We start from the raw sequence: 20,826 nt of genomic DNA on the forward strand, positions 1-20,826 counted from the left end.
AGACCTATCAAAAGGATAAAAGTTGCAATTTATGATGAAATTCGAAATAAAGGTACGACCTGACTTGGCGTGTTTTGGTTACAGTGATCGATATCAATATAATTACTGGGCGTACACAAAAAAACATCGCCACAAATGTGATGATGTTTTATCTAATATTTATGCCATTGCTCCGGTTATTCAGATCAATCTTTCAAAAGAGCATTTGCGATTAACATGTCAAACTTGCGTATATCTATCCCTTTTTGCAATTTGACTTTGATATGACCTGCCCTTGTCCACAACTCGACCTCCGCATTAAAATCAAGAAACCCGCCGGCGTTCTCTGTGGACCACATATTAATAGAGGAATAAGGCAAGGAATATATCTCCACTTTTTTACCTGTAAGGCCTTGCGCATCTCTCACAATCAACCTTTTATTTGTGAAAATGGCAGAGTCCCTAAAGGTTTTATATGCTGCTACCGCCACCTCCCCAGTTACCAGTAAAGCGTTTACATCTTGCGGAATTGGGCACTCTGCTACCAAAGTCCATTCCAGCATGCTTTTCGTCTCGGCTGACATCTACAATGCCTCCTAATAATATAATGCAATTATAACCTACAATTCGACATATGTCTGAACCTTCCTTCTTATTGTTTTACTCGAATGGGAAAATAAAGGTCAGTTAATGACTCCTCTGACTCAGGCCCCAGATTACGTTCATCATAGACCTCGATATTGTAAAGATCTGCAAGTTCGTATTCGTGTTGCTTTAACCAAGTGGAGTATAGGTAGGCATGTACAGCGCCGGCGTTTTCAAACGATCCTTTAAAGGTAAATACGACGTACTCATTCTCCGGAATTTGTCGTATGACCATTCCTTCTGGCAGTTCTTCTTCAGGAGCAACTTCAACTTCAATCCCAATAAAGTACTCAAATGAGTCTGTCTCGGGATGATAATCCGCCGGGTCCGTTGAAATCCCAAAAACTTTTTTTTCATTTGTACAATTTCGAATTTCAGACTTTCTCTCATAAAACTCTGCCGCTAGCTTAAGGGTCGTTTTGTTTTGCTGAACATCATTAAGGGTGACTCGCGTGGCCAAGCCCATTAATTTCATTTCAGGTTTATACATAATTAATCCTTCCATATTTAGCCCGCCCATTCAATGAAATATCAACTCTATTGAATGTTCGTCAATTAACGTTTCAATACCTGCAGGATATCTTCTCTTACGAAGTTGTACGAGTATGCGACTTTTGCTTTAGTAATCGTATACGTTGGCATAATCGATGACGACGATTTCGTTGTCCTCCGATAAACGAACGTTCCTCCTCTTCGGTTTTCTGTCGTCCCGTGAGGTGGCATCGGAAAGCTTCACGCCGTATAGACGAAACTTGTTTTCCACGAGCTTCGTTTTTTTATAATAGGTTTCTTCACGTGGAACCCCTCGGTCTATTTTCTTCATTACGACCCAGCCTTTTCCGTAATCTGCGATTTTGCAAAGATGTTTTCTCAGTTCAGAAGGGACGCTGCGATATAATTTGACTTCGTTTCGATTGCATTGTATGCCTTTCCCCATCCTGGCAACCTTAAGTACATAACCGTTATCCAGGTCAAATACGATTCTGTGCTTACCGGACCCCATATATTTATAAGGGAGCATTAGAACGCCCAGGACAATATCATCCGACGGCCGATCCAGAAGCTTGTAATTTTTCAACTCTTTCACCCAACGTTTGATAGACTCCAAATCTTCTTGATTCAAATATTTGCTCATGCGGTTTCACCTCTACCGTACTATTCCTAATATATGCAGTAGAGGGTATGCCCGTTAAAATGCTGTTAAAATCTAGGTATGGCAGGTCGGAAGGCATCCCATACAAGTCATATTGGTACTACATAAACTTAGTACTTATTTACATGGATATCTCCTTGTATAATTTGTATTGTAAAGGAATTGTTTCATGTGAAGGTAGCATTAAAGCATACATAAAGGGGGGGATGTCATTGAATGAGGATGAACGTTTGAATAGCTTAGAAAAGCGAATTGTTGAACTTGAAAAAGAAGTAAACGAATTAAAAAAGAATCGACTATCCGACAGGGTTGATACAACACCACAGGCTCGACCATTAGTTGAAGATGCCTCCCCATCCGTCTCTCCGTACAGGGAAACGAAAGAGCAAACCCAAAGTGTGACAATCAAGAAAAAAGAAACCGATTGGGAACATCTCATTGCCAGAGTATGGCTCCCCCGCGTGTTCATGTTTGTCCTTTTAATCGGTCTTATCTGGGGCTTTAAAGCAGCCGTAGACGGCGGTTTTATTACAGAAGAAATGAGATGCTTTATTGGACTGCTTGCCGGCGGCGCTTTCGTTTATATTGGCAGAAGACAATACCGGCATCGTCGCCCTTTATTATCGCAAGTGCTATTTGGGGGCTCTATAGGCATTTTCATGCTAACCACATTCGCGGCGCATTATTTGTATGAGCTTATCAGTGCGCCAGTGGCTTTTATTCTTGGCGTACTTTGGACGATACTGGGACTTTGGTTTTCTTACCGATACAAATCACAAGCATTAGGCGTTTTGGCAAGCATCGCGGGAATCCTTACTCCCTTCTTGGTCGACAGCAACAATCCACCTACGATCTTCTTTGTAGCGTACGAAGTCCTGCTCTACACCAGCTTTATGATTTTTGCAATGAAACAACGATTCGTAACTTTGTTCTACACGTCATTTATCTTGATGCAGCCTGCTTTTATAATTTTTAACTTTGGATCGGGTTCATCTGATAGATGGCTTGCCTATGGTGTTTTGGTCCAGCACATCATTATTTTAGGCTCGATATTGCTTAGGGCGGGAATTCTGAACCATCAACTTCGGATATTAGGGGCCAGCTTCGTCTTAACTGTTCTCTGGTTCAAATTAGACTTGGATTCCTCAGACATGGATACTATCTTGCTATCTTTCACTCTTTTCTATAGTGTGTTATCGGCTTACTTCTGGAGAAAGAATTTCCAACAGGCTTTACCCTTTGTGCTGGCGATAGCTTCTTATGCTTTACTTTTCTTCATGATGACTATTTTTGACAGTGAAGCGGTTGTCGGATTTTACATTCTTGAAGGCTTTATCGCTCTTGCTCTTGGTTTTATCATTAAATCGGTATTCCAAAAAATAAACGGGCTTCTCATTTACCTCTTGGGGTGCATCGCCGGTTTAAATATTTTATCAGATGGCATGCCCTCCCTCGCTTCAGTCAATTTGTTTATATGGATTGTTTTGCTGCTTACCTTTGCAGCCATTACAAAACTTTTAAGGCGTTATCCTATCGGAAGCCCAACCAAAGTAATCATGAAAATGCTGTACTACGGATGGGGCATTTTATTCTTATTCTTTATCACCGATGTCACTACCGCTGCAACGCTGAATGTAAGTGAAAATATTCAGCATTTAATCATTTCTTCTGCTTGGGTGGGGTACGCCATTTCCGTTATATCCTATGGTCTCAAGAAGGGAATCAAACAAATTCGGCTTGCCGGTATCGCTTTGTTATTCTTGACCTTGATGAAAGTCATCTTCTTCGACCTCCCGACTGTTTCCGTGGTCATCAAAGCGGTCCTATTTATCGGACTCGGAGGAATTGGCGTCTTGCTTTCACGATTGTTCTATAAGAAAGAAAAACACGATTAGACAAGGTTTGCTGCAGGAAACCGCATGTTAAATGAGCGAGGCAGCCGATCGATTGCGCCGGCTGCCTCTTTTATGTCGTAATATTGTGTTCTCGTCTAACTCCTTCACCTAGTCCCCATATAAATATCACTCAAGCTGCCGACCTGGTAATACGGATACTCCAGCTTTTCCTGTACCTGTAAGGCTATGTCCTTATTCGTCAGCCATTCCACCATATACAAGCCCAGATCAATGGATGCTGTTACGCCGCCTCCGGTTACGATATGGCCATCCCTTACTACGCGAGCTTTTACGACTTCACCACAGTAAGGAGCCAGCAATTCGTAAGCCGACGAGTTAGTTGTCGCTTTTTTTCCCTCAAGGAATCCAGCCGCCCCCAGAAGCAAGGCACCTGTACAAACGGATACCTTATAGGGAGCTGCCTCCGCAGTCCGGATCCATCCCATGAAGGCCTCATCGAACCGAAGCTTCCTAGTCGGCATGCCGCCCGGGAGAAAAACAAGATCAAATTTACCCAAATCCGGGAGTACCTCGTCGATTTTCATTTTTAACCCTCGGTCATCTGTTACTTCGGCTTTGTCGGCGCAAAAAGTCCACGATACATTCTCTTTCGCCTTCAAGATCGCTAACCAGGTTATGGCTTCATAAAAGCCGACGAAGTCCATGCTTGTCACACCATCGAATAACACAAACGCCATCCTCATTACCTTCACCCTCCATTATTCACTAGAAAAAAAAGTACTTGATCATGAGATCAAATACTTTGCCCAGGCGTACGGCTCTTGCAATATGTGTTCCCTTGTGGTACCCCACGTTTACGCAGTCGCACATACCATGTATCGTTACTATACATGAAGTTCGCTTGATTGCCTACATGTTCGGGCAACTTGCCGATGGCCCCATTCCTCAGGCGCGAAGACAATTAAGCGTGTATGTTGCCATAATCGATGATGACGATCTTCTTGCCCTTCGATAAACGAACGTTACCCATCTTCGCTTTTTTGCCGTCGGTGACATCGGAAAGTTTCATGCCGAAATGACTAAACTTGTCATGCATGATCTTCGTTTTTTTATAAAATTGTTCATTACGCGGAACCTTTTGATCGAGCTTCTTCATTACGACCCAGCCTTCTCCGTAATCTGCGATTTTGCAAAGATGGATTTTCAGATCAAAAGGGACGCTGTGGTATAAATCGACTTCGTTTCGAATGCGTTGTATGCCTTTCCCCATCCTGGCCACCTTCAACACATAACCGTTATCGAGGTCAAATACGATCCTGTGCCTTCCGCTCCCGATATACTTATACGGGAGGTTGAGAACGCCCAGGACGATGTCATCCGACGGCCGATCCAGAAGCATATAACTATCCAACTTCTTCACCCAACGTCCGATACGCTCCAAATCTTTAGGCTTCAAATATTTGCTCATATTGCTTCACCCCCACCGTTCCTTCCAATACTATATTCAGTAGAGATGAAGAGAGTTTGGACAAGGCATGGGTAAAATAACCCCCAACCCGATGCGTGACCTCGGATTGGGGGGGGGGACGCTGAGTACCCAGCGGGACAGATCAAAAGTATTATGGCACAATTTCAAAAACAGTACCTTGGTTAAAATCAGCTACTTTCATAGATCCATAAACCCCTAAATATAGTTTGGATTGGTTCAGATTCGTTCCCAAACTAACATAATAAGCGGATTGAGAACCAAAATGATAATCGGTTTCAATAACACTAAAATCATTTAGTTTGCAATCCGTTCTTGCCCTCGTATAAGCTAATACCCCTCTAACCGGAAGTTGAGATTCATTAGCCCGAACCAGATCGGTAAACACAACGTTTCCCGTTAAACCGGGGATTTCATTTCCCATATAGGGCTGGACTCCTGTAAGTGCTGTTGCTCCAAATTTATCGGCTCGGGGATCTTTATGAAAATAACTAATTAGAGGTTGAAGACGACGCACTGAAGTTTTTACTGCGTCATCGTAATAAGCAATTGTTTTCTCATCCAAACCCGGATTTGCAGAGCAGGCTGTTAGGATCGAAGTTGGAAAAACGCCTTCCCACCCTCGCCAGCCAAAGTTAATAAATCCTTCTTGGTCAAGCTCGGATTTCATTAAATAAGCTTGAATAAGCTGAGTAACCGGTATTGGTTTATACGGAATGAACGAAAAAATCGACTCAACGAGATCCTGTCCGACATTTCCCACGTATTTGATATACTGATTATAAAATCTTTGAAATGAAATGCCTGGTATATTGCGAACACCTTTGGCAATAACCGTAAGCGTTTCCTGAATAGGTACGGGCAGCTCATAAAAACGTGTGACTACGGGCGGATCATCGATAAATGTATTTGTAACGATATCAATTTCAATAATTTTACCTGCGATTTCCATATCATCTTGGCTTAAATGAAATGGATCATAGCCTGATCCGCCATCTCCGGTTGTCAAAACAAGTTTTCCTGTTTCGGGTGAAAAGTTTAAGCTGTTGACACCATTATGATTTAAAAACGGTCTTCTTAGATTGAGTAATGTCCGCTTTTTTTGAGGTTGACCATTGGATTGCAATATCCATTCTTCAACTGTATCAATATGATCATATTGAATGTCTCGATTTATCCACTTCAGGTTTAACGTTCTGGGATCACACGGGTTAGGCTTAAAAGATTCAAAGGCACCTGGAAGAGCACCTGGACCTTGGGTTCCAGCTACAGAATAATGGAGATAAAACAGACCGTTATAATAAAATTGGGGATGAAAGGCTAGCCCCAGTAATCCCCGTTCATCATATCCACCGCTCGAGACACCTAACTTTATGATTCGTGGGCGAATGTCTAAAAAAGTTCTTATATCCCCGTTCCCTATGTAAAAGATTTCTCCCGTCTGGGTTGCAATAAATAATCTTTCAATGGAGTCACCCGGAAGTATCGTCGTTTTCAAAACAGTGGGCAAGTTTATCTTGCTTACAATGGGCCGTAGACCAACATTAACTTTTATCAAATAACGGTTCGCTCCTTCATATTATTTTCATTAATAAGAGTATGAATAGAACTGTTCCATTAGTACCGGTTAATGCATACTATCGCTTCTTTCGTCAACGTGAATGTTGCCGTCACTTTGCAATTCAGCATAGAAAATCTGATTCAATTGCTCAAGTGCATACCCTGTTCTCCGTAATTCTTCCTCAAGCCATTTCACACTAAGATTCAAGTCTTTCAAGTTTTTCGTAACGATTTGACCATCTACAATAACCTCGGTTGGCATATAAATACGGGGGGTGATTGAGAGCTTCATGTCTTTCTTGGTCACATGCTCATTCTCCGCCTTTTTCAAAACACTTAATCTGCCGTGCGGTTCGAGAATTGCATAATCGACTTCACTAATGGAGAAAATGTCTTTCTCGCGAAGCAGCATGCTTAAATCATCCATATTTAGATGCATGGACTTCATTGCTTTTTCAAGGATTTTCCCCTTTTTTATTACAATGGTCGGTTCGCCGTCAAGCAACACTCGAATTTTAGGAAACTCTAAAGAAAGTTTTCCAACAAAAAAAGTTAGTATCGTCCATATGACGAGGCCGATCAATCCGCTTTTCATGGAAATTTGGGTATCAATGGCAGTAGAGGCGGCAATCGAGCCGAACGTTATACCCGTAATATAATTGAATAATGTGATATGACTTATTTGTTTTTTTCCAAGGAATCGAGTCAGGACTAACAAAAAGAGAAATGATGTGATCGTTCGAATGGCTATATCCATATCAGCTAACCCCCAATTAAAGGGAGTTTCCCACTTGCGTGATATTTTTATTCTATACAACGAAAAACGGGCTTCGTAATCAGCCCGTCCTTCATCGTATACATGATTAGGCATAGCTCCGCTTCCGGAAACAACACCAGCTCCAAACGTTTGGACAGCCGCTGAAGCTTCCCGCCTTACTTGGCGAAAAAAGTCATTTGCTTTTTTCCGTTGCAGCCATCTTGTTGATTTCTTCCTCTGCTTGACCGAGCGCCGTATTCTCATCCATCGAACCGTTTACATACTCTCTGAATTTGTTTACGAGGATGCTTTCCGCCTTCGCTCTATACGGCGAAGCGACCGGGTACGCAACGGGAATGCTTTTAAAGATGCTTGGCAACCGTTTACCTTTCAAGTCGGGATTGTCGGCGCCGAGCGCTTGCTTCACTTGATCGCTCTTCAGAGGAGACAGTCTTCCTTTCTTGGACAATGCGAGCTGCACTTCCTCCGAAGTGATCAACTCGATCGCTTTTACCGCTTCATCCCGGTGTTTGCCCGTTTTTGTCGCAAGCATGACGTATACACTGGCGTTGCCATACGTATTCGGCTTTTCCGTATAGCTCGGATACTGGGCTACATCCCAGTTCAATCCTTCTTTCCCGGCTGCCGACAGTTGGGTCAAGATGTTTAAATCGAGCAGCATGGCTAAAGTTTTGCTTTTCATGAACTGATCTTTCGGAGTGGCCGTTATGATACCGTTGCCGGGAATGTCGTACATCGATTTGGCCAGCTTGAACACTCTGCTCCATTTGTCGTTATTGACGCTCGCTTTATCCGTCTTCGGATCGATCGCCGCGATCGATAACGGCTGTGACATCCACACGATGGTACTTCCCGGATCTAATCCGCGGAATTGAGTCCCCCCTTCCATTCGAGTCACTTTTTTGGCCAAATCAATGAGCTGCTCCCAATTCATCCCATCCGTCGGGTAAGTCGCTCCGAATTTATCGAATATGTCTTTGTTGTAGTACATCGCGTGGTAGTTCACATTAATGGGCAGTCCGTACATTTCGCCTTTATCCGAGGCGTTCTTCACATCGCCAATGTATCCGGGCTCGAAACGGTTGAGGTCGATATTGGATGTTTTGAACAATGGCGTCATATCGGAAACGAGTTCTTTTTCTTTATACGAAGCCAGATTGCCGTTGAAGGTTACGATGAGATCCGGCACAGTTCCGGCAGCTAGCAGCGCATCAAGCGACGTACCGGCGCTCTCCGGATTGTAGTTCAACGTAATATGCGGTTTTTCTTTTCCAAAAACGATTGGACGACACGTTTAAACTCCTCATCCAGAACCGTGCTGGCGCCTTGGCTTGCCACCTGCAGCGTTACCGGGTTTGCTTTGGCCGAGGGAGGTGTAGGCTGTTCGCCTTGAGCCCCTTGCTCGGACGATGTCCGGCTGCAGCCGGTAAATAGGAATACGCCAATACTCAACAGGAACAAGTAGCTTCTAGTTCTCATATGTGCACCCTCTCAATTTGTAATAGGAAGCGGCGACGACAAGGACATGCTTATGACGGACTCCTTCGACGTTCATTCAATACGAATATTTACGATTCGGGCATGATTGAGACCGTTCGTTTCGATCACTTCAATCCGCAAGCAGGAAACGCGGTCAATCGGAACGTCGAACTTCAACTGGCGCATATAATTGTCGCGGACATGGACAATCTCCTTATCCTCGCCGCTAATTTCCGCCATTATCCGAAATTGCTTGATCGTTTCCGGCTGAGGCCCCCATATCATTTTGTTTTGATTCGCTTTTTGATGCGATAGCGACAAGGGACGATGCAGTCCGGTGTCAAGCACAACGGTGATGCTGCGAATGTCGATCGGCTGTTCCCAACGCAGCTCCAGCCACGGCGCCTTGTCGGATGGCTCCGACATCCAGCGGTGTGTACCGGGCTCGGTTAAATCCGGTCGTACACCAAGCGGTCCCGAAACCGTCCTCGTATGACGGTCCGCTACTTGCGCGGCCCGGCCGATTTCTTGCTCGGAGGAGGCCGTTATCCGCGATTCCGCAGCCCGATTGCCGTCCGCCAGCAGCCGTCCCGGCAAAAACGCTCCTTGCCGGAGCAACTGCTGCTGAGCTTCAACGATAAGCTGCTTGTCGCACCAAGCATCCGCCAGCGCTTTTCCCGATTTCAACGCGCAAGCGGCGAACGTGCCAAGTCCTTCCCCCGCTACCGCGCATGTTGCCATCACCCTCGTACTGGAGAAAGCGATGTGCGTGGCCGACATGTTGCGCCCGGCGAACATCAGGTTATCGATATTAACGCTAACTAGCGAACGCAGAGGGATGCCGTACATGTAAGGCGTGTACGGCTGTGAACACGGCTTCTCCTCTTTGGCGTCGATGCCGGCCGGTGGGTGCGTATCCATCGACCAGCCGCCGTAAGCGATTACATCTTCGAAATCGACAGCCTGCTCCAAATCGTTCTGGGTAAGCACATGCTTCCCAATAAACCGGCGCGATTCCCGTTTGCCCGGTAAAAAACCGAACCAATCGAGCGCCCAGTTCGCCGATTCGGGGTGATTCCCGCTGTTCTTAATATGATCCCAGACACCCATCATGATCGCGAGTAGCTCATCGCGGATCGTTTCGTTGTCTTTGATCGTATCCATCATGCCGCCGAACTCAATCCACCAGAATCCGTATTCCCACGAGTTATGCCCACGGAAACGCAAATCGTCCTCGCTGAATGTGCGCGCCCATGCCGGCTTTACAAACGGCATCGGCTTCCCCTCGTCCCGTGCCGTGAAAAGAAGAGAGGAACCAAGCCGGTATGCGTCGCGCAGAGCGGCTGCTGCGGATTCTCCATACTCTTCGGCCCCCTCCCTCCCGGTTGTGAACAACGCACCCGCCTCGTACCCTAGTCTTCCGTCCCCCGTGCAGTCGACGAAAATTTCCGCCGTAATTTCAAAGCGGTCTTCTGTGCTCTCCCGGTTGGCGAATGCGGCCGCAATTCGGTTCCCTTCTTTCCTCACGCCGACGACCGTCGTATTGAGCATTAGCGTCAGTAACGGTTCGGCCAAACATTTTTCGTACAAAATCAAATCGAGCATCGAAGCGCTTCGCTGAGGGTTGCGTACTGCGCATTCCAGCATCATTTCTTCGATGATCCCGCTCTCCCTCGCCTCCGTTTGCAGTTCTTTCCCCCGTGGAGACGAGCCCGATACGTGCATTCGGACTTCCGACGAAGCGTTGCCTCCCAATACGGATCGGTCTTGACATAGGATCACCCTGGCTCCATTGCGCGCCGCTGCAAGTGCAGCACATACTCCTGCAAGCCCCCCTCCCGCAACGAATAGTTGCGTGTTCAGAATCGTTCTTTTGCGGTCATCTGGATTCAGCTGCATGGTTTCCTCCGCGAAATTTAATAGGTTCTGTTTCTGACTTCATAGTAGAACAGCCGTTTTCCTTTTAAAATGTCATTTTTTTAATTAAAATGTATACATAATTTAGTCGCGCACTTCTTGTTTCAAAGGGGGAAAACCCAGTGGATAGCTTCTTGTTAAGCGATTGTGTGCCTCGGTTAATCTACTCGATGTATTGGGAGCGCAAAGACACCGCCATTCTCGGTTTAAGCCCCGCGCGATTTACCCAGAAATTCAAAGCAGACTTCGGAATTACGCCGATGCAGCATCTCACCTCCATCCGCCTGGAGAAGGCGAAGCGGTTTCTGTTGGAAACGACTCTGACATTGGAACAAATTTCGGAAAGCATCGGTTATCAGAACGGTTACTATTTGAACCGGATTTTTATGAAGCATATGAAGGTTACCCCGGCGAAATATAGAAAAGCGCACACTGTCTAATCCCCGGTTTAGTCTCCCAAAAGTGAAGTGATTGGAGCTTCGCGGGTAATACATTAGCGGGGTCTCCAAACAGAAGGAGAAGGCTTGAAAGCAGCTGTCGGATAAAAAATAAAAGCGGCTCATAAAACGCCCCCGCCTAGGCCTAGGCGGGGGCAGACTCTTGGCATGCTATAAGAAAGCATTTCTGGCGGAAAGTGCCGCTTTACGGCTTAAGCCAGGCGTACAATACGTCCGCCATTTGCCGATACCCTTCCGGTGCGGGATGTACGCCGTTGCATTGCCGAATCTCCGTCCGCATGTTGCGGGCGTTGCCTTCGATCAGTTCGACTGGCATGTTGCGCGCCGTGTCGAGATTGATATGCAGCGGGATCAGTTCGATACCTTTATGGTTCGAAAAGCGGCTGAGCAGTTCGCGATTCCACAAATACCATTTGCGCTTGTACTGTCTCCGGCTTTGCCGAGTGCCATAACTTTTACCGAAGCTGTCCTGCGTCCGGGAAGGCGGAATCGCAATCATAATGCCGATGCGAACGTCCGGATTGAAACGCCGGAACTCCTCGATCATCGTCTCGAGCTGCGGCATCGCTTTCCTGAGTAAAGCCGACATCCCATCCTCTTCGCTCGCGTGGAACACGTCATTGATTCCGAGATGGATACATACGTCGTCGACCGAGTCGTACCCGCTGCGCTCCATATACCTCATGAAATCGAACTTGCCATCGAATAAAAACGGGCTTTCCGGGATGCCAAAGTAATCGGCCACCCTCCAGCCGCCTCGGCCTTCATGGCGGTTCAATCCCTCCCCCTTCGTTCCGAGCAGCATGATCCCGCCAGGATCAGCCGCGAACAGCCGGAGCAGCTCCGCCGTATAGTGCCCTTCCGCCGTTGTGCTGTCTCCGATGAACAAAACGCGTCGGCCCGCACCGGAAAACGCATCAGTCGCTTTGACGCGTACAATCGTCTCGCCCGTCGTCAGCAGTTCGCCTTCTTCGGAATATACTTCGATGATCAAGGCGTAATCGCCCGGCCGATCCGCGACGCAGGTCCATCGCTCGTTACAGTGGCATCCGATCGAAGTCCGTACGTCGAAATCGTAGCGATACGCATCCCCGGCGATTAAGTTGTCGAAGTAGACGTTCATCTCGTACCCGGCCAAGGCCGGGATGACGGACGGCAGCAGCAAATCATAGGGACGGATCGTCTTGTCGCCGTTATCCATACTAAAACTCCTTTAGCAAAATGCGGATTCACCTTATTTTCAAGCTTTCAAAATCGCAATGGAAATATAAGCCTCAAGCGCTTGCAACCGGTTACAGCAAATGATGCGGCTTGTATCGGGTAGCCGAACGCTTTGGTCACCGGTATGTTCCCTTTGTTATGTTGTCCGTCCGCGGGTCCTACAAGAATCGTTCTGGCGCCCCACTAGCCTAATTCCGCTTTGCTTCCGCCACAACCTTATCCGCCTCCTCCGCAGCTTCGCGCAGCGCCGTATTCAGATCAACAGTGCCTTTCGCAATATCGGGAATACGCTTGGTCAGCAGCCCCTTCACGGACAGCTGGTATTTCGATTTCATCACGATCGGCGCGGGCTTGTTGTAGAAAACCGCGTTCCAGTTTTTGTCCTTGAAGACGGTTTCTCGGGCGTACGCTTTCTTAACTTGCTCGTCATCGATGACAGGCATGAAGCCCTTCTTGGAAAAATTCATCTGCTGCTCCGCGGACGTCAGGTATTTGATGAGTTCCATCGCCGCGTCCTTATGCCGGGAAATGGAAGTAACACCGAAGACAAATGGTGCCATCTGCGAGCCGACGCCCGGCTTATCCTTAAACGTCGGCAGCGCTACGAGGTCCCACTGGATTTTCTCCATGTCTTTCGGAACGCCGAACGGAAACTGCGAAAGGAAGGCGAACATCGCCAGTTCCTGGCTGTTCGTCAGCTCAAACCGATACGGGATTGCCTTTAGGGCGGTCACGCGGTCTTTGTAGCCTTGATCCGCGGCGGGTTCGATAAAATAAGTCGAGATCATTTTTTTCCAGGCGTCCGCTGTAAACGTCGCCTTCTCCGAAACCGGGTCCAAATAAGGCTGCGACAGTTGGTTGTTCCCGAGCAGGTGGGGGGCCGACGCGGCGAAGCCGAGGTACATTTTGCCCCCTTCATTCCGAGTCAGCTTTCTAGCCAGCTCCAGCGTCTCATCCCAGAACATGCCGTCCTTGGGGTAAGGAACACCGAACATATCGAACAAGCCCTTATTGTAATACATCACCTGCACCGTATTGGTGACCGGCAGCGCATAAAGCTTGCCTCCCCCAGAGCTGCGGATGCCGTCGATCAGCGATTGCTGGAACGTCCCAAGATTGACTCCATGCTTTTGGGCCAGCTCCGTCATATCGTGCTGGAGATTGGACGATTGCGACAGCTGGGGGTAGTAGGCGATGGACTGAAAAAGAATATCGATCTGTTGCTTCTCACCCAGCAGCTCGTTGATCGATTTGCCTTTACCGTCTGCAATATATTTGATCGTATAGTTGGGAAATTTTTGGCGCAGCGCGTTGCCGTATTGATCGTTAAAACTCTCTTCGTTGGCGCCCGCATTAGAATAAATGACGATCTCGATCGGTTCCCCGGGCTTAGCCGTCTGGCCGCTCCCGTCTTTGCCCGCAGTCCCTTCTCCGGCAACGCCCTTCCCTGCGCCGCTCTCCCCGCCGCATCCAGCCAGGACGGCAAGAGCCACAAAACTTATCAAAGCCAACTTCCTGTCAACCATCGTATTTCCCCCTTGAATTTATTCGTACCCTGATAATCCTCGCTGCCATGCCATTCGTTCGCCTCGTCGGTCATTACATTACCGCCGGCCAACTGCCATAGCACCGCGAACCGGACGAACTCCCCTACGGGCAGCAGCCGACGATGATATCCATTAATGTTTCCGACTCAGCTTGCCTAACGCTTTACTTTTGCGCTGTTGTCTGAGCCATCTTTTTCCTCCCGAAAGGAACCGTCTCTTCACATCGCAAAACAACCGGATAGACCGGTTCGTTCGACTCCGGCTTAGGGGGTGATCCCCCTTCGGGCGACAATAATGCGGCGGTCGGCTAGATCTCGGTTGCGCATTTATCGCACGCCGTTAAAAGGGGGATGGCCGCAATCCCTTCTTTTCACCAGTAATCGAATTCCCTTTGACTTGATCCATAAATCACCCCCTTTTAAATCGAATATTTTTATATATTTCATAACATATATAATATATAATACTGTATTTTATTTATCAATCGAAATAATTGCTTGGAAATGAAGAAAAGCTGCCGATGATCTTACGGCAGCTTAAGTGGGGTTGCAAGATAAAAAACCTTTGTAAATTTAAGTATGACTTCCTCAGCCATGAATTGAATTAACGGAATTTCCCGTGTCTATTGACTCTCATGCCTGCAGCGGCTGACGCCGGCCAGTCCCATCGCACCGGTGTATGCGTATTGTTGCCGGAGACGAGTAGGTGTCCGACGCTGTCGTCCCGGTCGTGCTGACTTTAGCAGCACAGTGTTCTTTAAACTACAAAGCACAAAATGCCGCCGTAAACGCCTCTGCCATCCGCGTGTCAATACCGGGGCGGAAAGGGCCTTTCAGTCCGTATTCGACGACAGATCCTTCTGCCTCATAGCCGCCCTCAGCTATGATTTGGTCATCGGGTATATAGGCGGTCGCATCCGCATACCCCCAGAACAGAAGCGTGACACCCGGGAACAGCCGCTCCAGCTTATTCTTCACTTCGTAACACGGCTCTCCGCCCATATAGGCGATATAGAGATCGGCACTTAACCGGATAAGCCCGGCTGGTAGGATGACATAGTCCGGCATGTGATCATAATGGTTTAGTACTCTATTCGCCATGCCGACCAGCCCCGGCCGGGAGGCTGGATCATTTGCGATTGCAGCAAAATGGTTTTTCGGATATGGATCTATTTCTAGGTGTATCCTGAACTGAAAGGCGGCCACATCCGGTTGCACCTGAACCATAGCCTTCGGATTGGAAAAGAGCAGCTTGATCGCTTGAACGATTGAAATCGCCATTTCATTTATTTCGTCATAGGTGCACGTAATGAATGTACCCTTGTATGCCGTCGCCTTCGGCCGACTGTTTCCGCCAGCCCCCTGGAAGAAAATGCCCATCGCACCGAAATACTCGGCTTCAAGCAGGTGGCATATACGGCCGGGATAATCCCCCGAGAGGTACATAGTATCTCGGACCGTGACGGGATGGCAGGCGTAATTGAACAAAACGACTTTTGTCCGTCCGTTTAAATCCAATACCCTCAGCACATGCAAGCGATCATCTTTTGCCCCTTCCGGGTTCGGCATGTTCTGCATTTCTCCGTTTACCAATAGCCTGCGATTGATATTCCAGTCCCCGTCCACTCCTCCGGACTGCAGCGTCCCTTCGAACGTATTGACCATTGCCCTCGACACGCAGCTCTTAATTCTTTCCATCAAGAATCGCTCATACTCGGGCGAATGCTGGCTTGCATCGTCATAACCCGCCATTGCGGGACCGCCATGAGTATGGCTGTAGGTAAGGAAGAAATGGTCCGCCGGGATACTGAAGGCTGTTTCGACCCACTTCTGCAGCTCCTCGGTTAGGGAGAAATCGTGGAACAACAGGTCGAGTGATACGAATATCAGCTTCGTCTCACCGTCTTGCACAAGTAACGTCCGCACATACAGATCGTCGTGTATGCCTTGAAACGGTTTATTGAAAAAGGAGCCGTATCCCCCCATGTAAGTGAGCAAATCCGGGGTGATCAAATCTTTGGCAACTCCAAAACGCATCATTCTCACCTGCCTTCGTCTTACTTGTGATGGACGGGTTGGCCCGGGATTCGATCCGGCCAGTTCGCGACGCAAATGTACTCGAAATCCTCTTCGGAGATACAGGTCGCCTGGTGCTCTACATCGCGCGGGATGTAGACGACGTCCCCGAACTCGACCTCATAAACGGTTTGGTTCAGTCTGAGACTGGCTCGACCACCCATGATGATGTAGACTTCCTCTTCATCGTCGTGATTGCCGATCGTTGTGCTCTGGCCTTTGGGGAGTCGGACATAGTTGCTGGAGATCGTCTCCGCTTCGTGTTCTTCCAGGAAGGTGACGCCATCCCCCTCATAGCCGGGAAGTTGGGAAAGTTTCTTCACGAATGGTTGTGCCATAGCTTGTTTCCTCCGTTTATAGTACTATTTTTTTAACTGCACCATGAGTATAGCTTGGAGGATAGGAAGGAAGTAGCCGACCATACGCCATCTTTTGCAGAATCATGTCACTATAGTGCAAGTTCAGCTTACATTTGAGAGTGAGGGCATGGTTATCGAATTCATCGCTGCAACCAATATTATGATCCAAACCCGGATTGGGAGCTTGATGTTTACCATACACATGGATGCAACCTTTTTATGTGACGGCTCGCCCGCGATGCAGAATCAGCACAATCATGCGATGAGCGAACTGCATTTCGTTGAATCCGGTTCCGGTCTGTTAGCGTTGAGCGGTAAGGAGGAAGAACTCATCCCTCATACGGTCTACTTGATTCCGTCCGGCCTGTACCACGCTTTCCAGTCGGATCGCTTCACACTGTTACGCAAATACACGTTCCGTTTCGAATATTCCGTAACCGATGAGCTCTCGGATGGCCCGCCTGAAGAGGCAGAAACGTTGAAAGAAGTTTTATTTTCCAAGGAGCTTCGCCGTATCCCGAATCAAGAGTGCTTGCTACCATTGTTCAAACGGATCGTCCGTGAATTGCAAGAGCGTCGTCTTGGTTACTATACCATCGTGCAGGCGGGCTTCAACGAAATCCTGATCGAGCTTATGCGTGCTTTGACTAGCTTCAGCGCTGCTCCCGTTCCGACTCCTCTCCCAGGTGTTGACGATGCGCGCAGCCAGTTAATTGATAACTATTTCGATCAGTATTCCTCCCAGCTGACCATTGAACATTTATCCGGCCTGCTTCACCTCAGCACTCGTCAAACGACTCGAGTCCTGCAGCAGATGTACAAGAAAACCTTCAGTGAGAAATTGGCGGACATTCGGATCGAGGCGGCGCGTAAGCAGCTTGCACACACCAAACTCCCGGTCGCCCTCATCGCAGAGCAGCTTGGGTTCACCTCTTCCTCATTTTTTTGCAAAACGTTCAAAAAACGGACCGGGACCACTCCGCAGGCGTATCGAAGAATGAATGCAATTAGACGCATTTTGGAATAATAGGCTGGTCAAAAAAATGGAGGTGTTCTTTATGCAAGAAACAACAAGCTTGTACGAAAAAGTAGGCGGAGAAGAAGCAATTTCAAAAGTGGTTGATTATTTTTACGATGAATTGGTTTTGAAAGACGAAACTGTAAACCACTTTTTTAAAAACACGGATATGGACAAACAGCGCCGTCATCAAACCAAATTTATCAGCTTCGCCTTAGGGGGGCCCAATCAGTACTCAGGTAACTCAATGGCAAAAGCACACAACGGGATGAACATTCAGCCTGAGCATTTTGATGCAATCGTGAAGCATCTGCACGATGCGCTTGCTCTCTTTGGGGTCGTTGAAGAGGATATCCATCAAGCTTTGAATAAAGTAGCGGTTTTACGTGATGACATTCTTTATAAATAGGCATAGGTTTCAAGGCGGGGCGCACAGGCCCCGCTTTCTATGTGCCCCGCGCGCTCAAGACATCCTCGTAATATCGTCCGATACCCAATCGGTAGCCTTCATCCGCTCATGCCCCGCGATCGCTTCAAGCAAAGAGTGATCGGACGGGTTATCCCACGTCATCTTAACCGCCATGCTCGGAGCAAACTTTCCCGCATCTTCCTCGTTCACCTGCACGGTCATGGCTCCCCGCTTGGCTGGAGTGGTCAGCGACGCCAGTATCTCCTTGTCGTCCCACCTCTCCCAGTTGTCTTTCGTCATTGAAGCCGGCGGTCCGACCCAGATCAGCCCACCACACCATGCATACTGCGAACTCTGTCGACGAACCCCGAACCGTTGCGGCCCCAGAATATCGGTCAACGATTTGACGAACAGCAGCTTCGTCTTGTCTCTTCCCGCTCCGCGCATCACGATGCCGGAATGACGAATATACAAAATGTCCGATAAGAGGTACTCTCCTTCGGGAACGAAAATCGCCCCGCCTCCCAAAATTGCCGCCCGTTCGATCGCTCGCTTGAATGCGAGGGTGTCGTCTCTCTGTCCGTCTCCGGCTGCACCGGTATCCTTCACGTTGACGACTATGGGCATATCGGGCAAAGTCTGCTCGCTGTAACGGTATCCTGCAAACGAGCAGTCCGGTATATGGGTATGCGTCTGCGCTGCCGCGGCATATTCGTTCCACAATGTGACGCTGTCCGTGACGACAGCATAATCTTTCCATGAATTCGAATGGTCCATCGTTTCCCTCCTCTCTGGATAATCCAGTCTTGTATGTCCCGTTCATATGTCTTAACGACAGTTGCGATTATTTCGATTGCCCTGACGCGATGCGCTCTTCCATTTTCTTATTCCCCTCTTCCGCAGCCTCGCGCAAGGCGGTATTTATATCTTTTTTGCCCGTCATCACATTCGTAACCGCGCTGCTTATTGTTGACCGGATAGCGAGCACATCTTGGGACATCGTTACAGCCGGTGCGAACTTATTGACGAACATCGCATCGACATTTCTCCCCTTTAACCCGGGTACTTGCGAGTATGCGGATTTCAAATCCGGTATTTTAACTGCGGGATAGAATCCTCGTTGGGCCAACGTTTTTTGGGCCTCATCCTCAAGCAATGCCGTTATAGCCAAGAAAGCTTCATTCCTATGTTTACCGACCGAGGAAAGGTAAAAATAGAGCGGTTCGATCCCTGAGCCGATCCCTTTCAAGTCCTCGTAGACCGGATGGGAAACAATATCCCAATTGGGCGGCACTTGATCGGGATTTCCGATTACGCGATTGCTGTATGTGACCTGCATCGCGATGCGCTGCTTTTTGGCGAAGCCGTTAAGCGACGCATTTCCTATCAAATACTCGTGCCCCGGTATCTCGAAAAATCGCAAGAAATTACGCATGATGTCTGGCCATCTTCCACTATCAAAAGTGACCTTCTTTGTTCTCGGATTCAGCTCCTCTTGCCCGAATGAATTTAACCACAACATATTCCCATTCAAAAAATGATAGCTGAACCCGACATACTGGATGCCGTTATCGTATCGCGTCAGCTTCTTCGCAAGGTTGTAGGTATCGTCCCAGGTCATCCCGTTAACCGGATAGGAGACACCGAATTTATCGAAAAGATCTTTGTTGTAAAACATTAGATTATAGTTGATATAGATCGGAAGCGCCGTCAACATGCCATTGCTTGCCTTTTTAACGATGTCTATTGCTGTCGGATCGATGCGGCTCAGATCGAACTTATATTTTTGGATCAGATCGTTCATATCGGAAACATATCGGAGATCCGCAAGCTATGCAGCATGATTTGCATTGGAGAAAATAATATCGACGGCTGTTTGGGAGGCGGCAAGATCATTCATTGACAGCGTTTTCGTGTTTAACCATTTGACATGAAAGTTTGGATACTTTCGTTGGACGATTTTCCAATAGTTTTCTTGAAAGGCGTCCGGCGAATCATCGCCAAAAGGATAATACACGATCAGCTCGATCGGATCTTTCGTCGCCTCCGGCGTCTTCTCCGCCTGCTGAAGTGCAATGTCAGTAGTTGCCGATTGTCGGTTCCCATTGCATCCGCTAATAACGATCACGGATATCGATCCCATAAGTACCAAACGCCGCATGTTTCTTTTAATCATACAATGCCCCCCTGCCCTCTTATCGAATAAGACAACTTTATCTTAGATTTCTTGCAGGCATGCAACAATAACAGCAGCGCCTGACTTTTTCCCAGAAACGGCTAATCTATCGGGGAGATGCAAAAAACAAAAAAGCCAGCCGTATCGTCTGATACGGACTGGCTTCGCTGCCTTTCCAGTTTGGTTATACTATCGATTCTGCGGTCCGGTTCCCTTCCGCAACCTCAATCAGGCGTTCGGCATATTGATGCAATTGGTGCAGCAATAGTCCGTTCTGTCTGTCGATGCTGATCACGGCGGTCTCTTCCGTCAACCAATCGCGATGCACCATCGTATTGTGCTTGAGATAAAGCGTGCCGCTTCCCTCGTACAAGCCGAACGCACCGAGCGGCAGCAGCATGTTGACGCATGCCGTCGCACGGAGCAGCTCGGGGGCCTTGTCGGCCGGTACACGATCGACAAGAACGGCGAACGACTGCAAGATGTACACGCCCTCCCGGGCAAACGGTTCCAATCCGGGTATAAAACAAAGCTCCAGGTCGACAATCGAGCCTCGCTCGCCAATGTCGTCAAAACGGACTATCAGCGAATAATAGGGAGATTCCTCGACAGGCTCCGCCAAACGAACGGTCAGCCCGGCCGTTTCATAATAACGGCAACATTGCAGCAAGAACGAATCCGGCAACTTATCCGCACTGGTCATAGCGTCC

General features: G+C 48.0%; 22 protein-coding genes and 1 riboswitch. Of the genes, 4 read left to right on the forward strand and 18 right to left on the reverse strand.

What is annotated here, in order from left to right; translation table 11 throughout:
- Window positions 1–185: 185 nt before the first annotated feature.
- The 3 genes from FE783_RS16370 to FE783_RS16380 form a co-directional block, all read right to left on the reverse strand.
- Complete coding sequence (locus tag FE783_RS16370; RefSeq protein ID WP_138880455.1) at window positions 186–563, reverse strand: PH domain-containing protein; 378 nt, start codon at window positions 561–563, stop codon at window positions 186–188.
- A gap of 68 nt (window positions 564–631) precedes the next feature.
- A complete protein-coding gene (locus FE783_RS16375) occupies window positions 632–1,129 on the reverse strand; it encodes a GyrI-like domain-containing protein (protein ID WP_158301846.1) in 498 nt (165 codons plus the stop codon).
- 114 nt (window positions 1,130–1,243) lie between these two features.
- Window positions 1,244–1,759 carry a hypothetical protein gene (locus FE783_RS16380; protein WP_138880457.1) on the reverse strand — a complete coding sequence of 172 codons (516 nt, stop codon included), beginning with the start codon at window positions 1,757–1,759 and terminating at the stop codon, window positions 1,244–1,246.
- 230 nt (window positions 1,760–1,989) lie between these two features.
- Between FE783_RS16380 and FE783_RS16385 the strand changes: the two genes are divergently transcribed.
- Window positions 1,990–3,672 carry a DUF2339 domain-containing protein gene (locus FE783_RS16385; RefSeq protein WP_158301847.1) on the forward strand — a complete coding sequence of 561 codons (1,683 nt, stop codon included), beginning with the start codon at window positions 1,990–1,992 and terminating at the stop codon, window positions 3,670–3,672.
- Window positions 3,673–3,776: 104 nt separating this feature from the next.
- Here FE783_RS16385 and FE783_RS16390 read toward each other — a convergent pair whose 3' ends face one another.
- The 7 genes from FE783_RS16390 to FE783_RS16420 form a co-directional block, all read right to left on the reverse strand.
- The gene (locus FE783_RS16390) at window positions 3,777–4,376 is read right to left on the reverse strand and encodes a DJ-1/PfpI family protein (RefSeq protein ID WP_138880459.1); all 600 of its coding nucleotides are present in this window, start codon (window positions 4,374–4,376) and stop codon (window positions 3,777–3,779) included.
- 54 nt (window positions 4,377–4,430) lie between these two features.
- A riboswitch (ZMP/ZTP riboswitch) is annotated at window positions 4,431–4,509 on the reverse strand.
- Between the two features lie 85 nt (window positions 4,510–4,594).
- Entirely contained in the window at window positions 4,595–5,101 is a 507-nt protein-coding gene (locus FE783_RS16395) for a hypothetical protein (RefSeq protein WP_138880460.1), read from the reverse strand.
- A gap of 151 nt (window positions 5,102–5,252) precedes the next feature.
- Window positions 5,253–6,677 carry a PQQ-dependent sugar dehydrogenase gene (locus FE783_RS16400; protein WP_138880461.1) on the reverse strand — a complete coding sequence of 475 codons (1,425 nt, stop codon included), beginning with the start codon at window positions 6,675–6,677 and terminating at the stop codon, window positions 5,253–5,255.
- A 69-nt stretch (window positions 6,678–6,746) separates the two neighbouring features.
- Window positions 6,747–7,700, reverse strand: a complete 954-nt coding sequence (locus FE783_RS16405; RefSeq protein WP_338015865.1) for a DUF421 domain-containing protein — start codon at window positions 7,698–7,700, stop codon at window positions 6,747–6,749.
- Window positions 7,630–8,706 carry an extracellular solute-binding protein gene (locus FE783_RS16410; protein WP_158301848.1) on the reverse strand — a complete coding sequence of 359 codons (1,077 nt, stop codon included), beginning with the start codon at window positions 8,704–8,706 and terminating at the stop codon, window positions 7,630–7,632. Before FE783_RS16410 ends, FE783_RS16405 begins: the two co-directional genes overlap by 71 nt.
- Window positions 8,703–8,936: a hypothetical protein gene (locus FE783_RS16415; RefSeq protein ID WP_138880463.1), complete on the reverse strand. Its 234-nt coding sequence runs from the start codon at window positions 8,934–8,936 to the stop codon at window positions 8,703–8,705. The genes FE783_RS16410 and FE783_RS16415 overlap by 4 nt, the downstream gene beginning before the upstream one ends.
- A 72-nt stretch (window positions 8,937–9,008) precedes the next feature.
- Complete coding sequence (locus tag FE783_RS16420) at window positions 9,009–10,835, reverse strand: FAD-dependent oxidoreductase (protein WP_138880464.1); 1,827 nt, start codon at window positions 10,833–10,835, stop codon at window positions 9,009–9,011.
- Between the two features lie 140 nt (window positions 10,836–10,975).
- On the opposite strand from FE783_RS16420, the gene FE783_RS16425 reads away from it, so the two are divergent.
- Window positions 10,976–11,293, forward strand: coding sequence for a helix-turn-helix domain-containing protein (locus tag FE783_RS16425; RefSeq protein WP_138880465.1), 318 nt, complete (start codon window positions 10,976–10,978; stop codon window positions 11,291–11,293).
- 202 nt (window positions 11,294–11,495) lie between these two features.
- On the opposite strand, the gene FE783_RS16430 is transcribed toward FE783_RS16425, so the two are convergent.
- The 4 genes from FE783_RS16430 to FE783_RS16445 all read right to left on the reverse strand — a co-directional run bounded on the left by FE783_RS16430 (window position 11,496) and on the right by FE783_RS16445 (window position 16,492).
- Window positions 11,496–12,512 (reverse strand): SGNH/GDSL hydrolase family protein, encoded by a 1,017-nt coding sequence (locus FE783_RS16430; RefSeq protein ID WP_138880466.1) that lies wholly within the window; start codon window positions 12,510–12,512, stop codon window positions 11,496–11,498.
- A gap of 208 nt (window positions 12,513–12,720) precedes the next feature.
- Window positions 12,721–14,058, reverse strand: coding sequence for an ABC transporter substrate-binding protein (locus FE783_RS16435; protein WP_138880467.1), 1,338 nt, complete (start codon window positions 14,056–14,058; stop codon window positions 12,721–12,723).
- 782 nt (window positions 14,059–14,840) lie between these two features.
- Window positions 14,841–16,118, reverse strand: coding sequence for a neutral/alkaline non-lysosomal ceramidase N-terminal domain-containing protein (locus FE783_RS16440; RefSeq protein WP_138880468.1), 1,278 nt, complete (start codon window positions 16,116–16,118; stop codon window positions 14,841–14,843).
- Between the two features lie 17 nt (window positions 16,119–16,135).
- Window positions 16,136–16,492 (reverse strand): cupin domain-containing protein, encoded by a 357-nt coding sequence (locus FE783_RS16445; RefSeq protein WP_138880469.1) that lies wholly within the window; start codon window positions 16,490–16,492, stop codon window positions 16,136–16,138.
- 148 nt (window positions 16,493–16,640) lie between these two features.
- On the opposite strand from FE783_RS16445, the gene FE783_RS16450 reads away from it, so the two are divergent.
- Together FE783_RS16450 and FE783_RS16455 are read left to right on the forward strand one after the other, a co-directional pair.
- Window positions 16,641–17,540 (forward strand): helix-turn-helix transcriptional regulator, encoded by a 900-nt coding sequence (locus FE783_RS16450; protein WP_138880470.1) that lies wholly within the window; start codon window positions 16,641–16,643, stop codon window positions 17,538–17,540.
- Between the two features lie 31 nt (window positions 17,541–17,571).
- A complete protein-coding gene (locus FE783_RS16455; RefSeq protein WP_138880471.1) occupies window positions 17,572–17,940 on the forward strand; it encodes a group I truncated hemoglobin in 369 nt (122 codons plus the stop codon).
- A 54-nt stretch (window positions 17,941–17,994) separates the two neighbouring features.
- On the opposite strand, the gene FE783_RS16460 is transcribed toward FE783_RS16455, so the two are convergent.
- The 4 genes from FE783_RS16460 to FE783_RS16475 form a co-directional block, all read right to left on the reverse strand.
- Window positions 17,995–18,717: a glycosyl hydrolase family 28-related protein gene (locus tag FE783_RS16460; protein WP_138880472.1), complete on the reverse strand. Its 723-nt coding sequence runs from the start codon at window positions 18,715–18,717 to the stop codon at window positions 17,995–17,997.
- 67 nt (window positions 18,718–18,784) lie between these two features.
- A complete protein-coding gene (locus FE783_RS16465) occupies window positions 18,785–19,744 on the reverse strand; it encodes an extracellular solute-binding protein (protein ID WP_138880473.1) in 960 nt (319 codons plus the stop codon).
- Between the two features lie 27 nt (window positions 19,745–19,771).
- Window positions 19,772–20,116, reverse strand: a complete 345-nt coding sequence (locus FE783_RS16470; protein ID WP_138880474.1) for a hypothetical protein — start codon at window positions 20,114–20,116, stop codon at window positions 19,772–19,774.
- 184 nt (window positions 20,117–20,300) lie between these two features.
- Window positions 20,301–20,819: a hypothetical protein gene (locus tag FE783_RS16475; protein ID WP_138880475.1), complete on the reverse strand. Its 519-nt coding sequence runs from the start codon at window positions 20,817–20,819 to the stop codon at window positions 20,301–20,303.
- Between the last annotated feature and the right edge of the window lie 7 nt (window positions 20,820–20,826).

The sequence above is a fragment of the Paenibacillus mesophilus genome, from assembly GCF_005938385.1.
GTDB classification, from domain to species: Bacteria; Bacillota; Bacilli; order Paenibacillales; family NBRC-103111; genus Paenibacillus_AB; species Paenibacillus_AB mesophilus.

Excerpts from the sequence above, each read along its gene's own strand:
- FE783_RS16460 (WP_138880472.1), bottom strand. The coding sequence starts at position 18,717 with ATGGACCATTCGAATTCATGGAAAGATTATGCTGTCGTCACGGACAGC.
- FE783_RS16465 (WP_138880473.1), bottom strand. The coding sequence starts at position 19,744 with ATGAACGATCTGATCCAAAAATATAAGTTCGATCTGAGCCGCATCGAT.
- FE783_RS16455 (WP_138880471.1), top strand. The coding sequence starts at position 17,572 with ATGCAAGAAACAACAAGCTTGTACGAAAAAGTAGGCGGAGAAGAAGCA.
- FE783_RS16475 (WP_138880475.1), bottom strand. The coding sequence starts at position 20,819 with ATGACCAGTGCGGATAAGTTGCCGGATTCGTTCTTGCTGCAATGTTGC.
- FE783_RS16405 (WP_338015865.1), bottom strand. The coding sequence starts at position 7,700 with ATGAGAATACGGCGCTCGGTCAAGCAGAGGAAGAAATCAACAAGATGG.
- FE783_RS16375 (WP_158301846.1), bottom strand. The coding sequence starts at position 1,129 with ATGGAAGGATTAATTATGTATAAACCTGAAATGAAATTAATGGGCTTG.
- FE783_RS16470 (WP_138880474.1), bottom strand. The coding sequence starts at position 20,116 with ATGATTAAAAGAAACATGCGGCGTTTGGTACTTATGGGATCGATATCC.
- FE783_RS16450 (WP_138880470.1), top strand. The coding sequence starts at position 16,641 with ATGGTTATCGAATTCATCGCTGCAACCAATATTATGATCCAAACCCGG.
- FE783_RS16380 (WP_138880457.1), bottom strand. The coding sequence starts at position 1,759 with ATGAGCAAATATTTGAATCAAGAAGATTTGGAGTCTATCAAACGTTGG.
- FE783_RS16395 (WP_138880460.1), bottom strand. The coding sequence starts at position 5,101 with ATGAGCAAATATTTGAAGCCTAAAGATTTGGAGCGTATCGGACGTTGG.
- FE783_RS16430 (WP_138880466.1), bottom strand. The coding sequence starts at position 12,512 with ATGGATAACGGCGACAAGACGATCCGTCCCTATGATTTGCTGCTGCCG.
- FE783_RS16435 (WP_138880467.1), bottom strand. The coding sequence starts at position 14,058 with ATGGTTGACAGGAAGTTGGCTTTGATAAGTTTTGTGGCTCTTGCCGTC.
- FE783_RS16420 (WP_138880464.1), bottom strand. The coding sequence starts at position 10,835 with ATGCAGCTGAATCCAGATGACCGCAAAAGAACGATTCTGAACACGCAA.
- FE783_RS16440 (WP_138880468.1), bottom strand. The coding sequence starts at position 16,118 with ATGATGCGTTTTGGAGTTGCCAAAGATTTGATCACCCCGGATTTGCTC.
- FE783_RS16370 (WP_138880455.1), bottom strand. The coding sequence starts at position 563 with ATGTCAGCCGAGACGAAAAGCATGCTGGAATGGACTTTGGTAGCAGAG.
- FE783_RS16445 (WP_138880469.1), bottom strand. The coding sequence starts at position 16,492 with ATGGCACAACCATTCGTGAAGAAACTTTCCCAACTTCCCGGCTATGAG.
- FE783_RS16390 (WP_138880459.1), bottom strand. The coding sequence starts at position 4,376 with ATGAGGATGGCGTTTGTGTTATTCGATGGTGTGACAAGCATGGACTTC.
- FE783_RS16415 (WP_138880463.1), bottom strand. The coding sequence starts at position 8,936 with ATGAGAACTAGAAGCTACTTGTTCCTGTTGAGTATTGGCGTATTCCTA.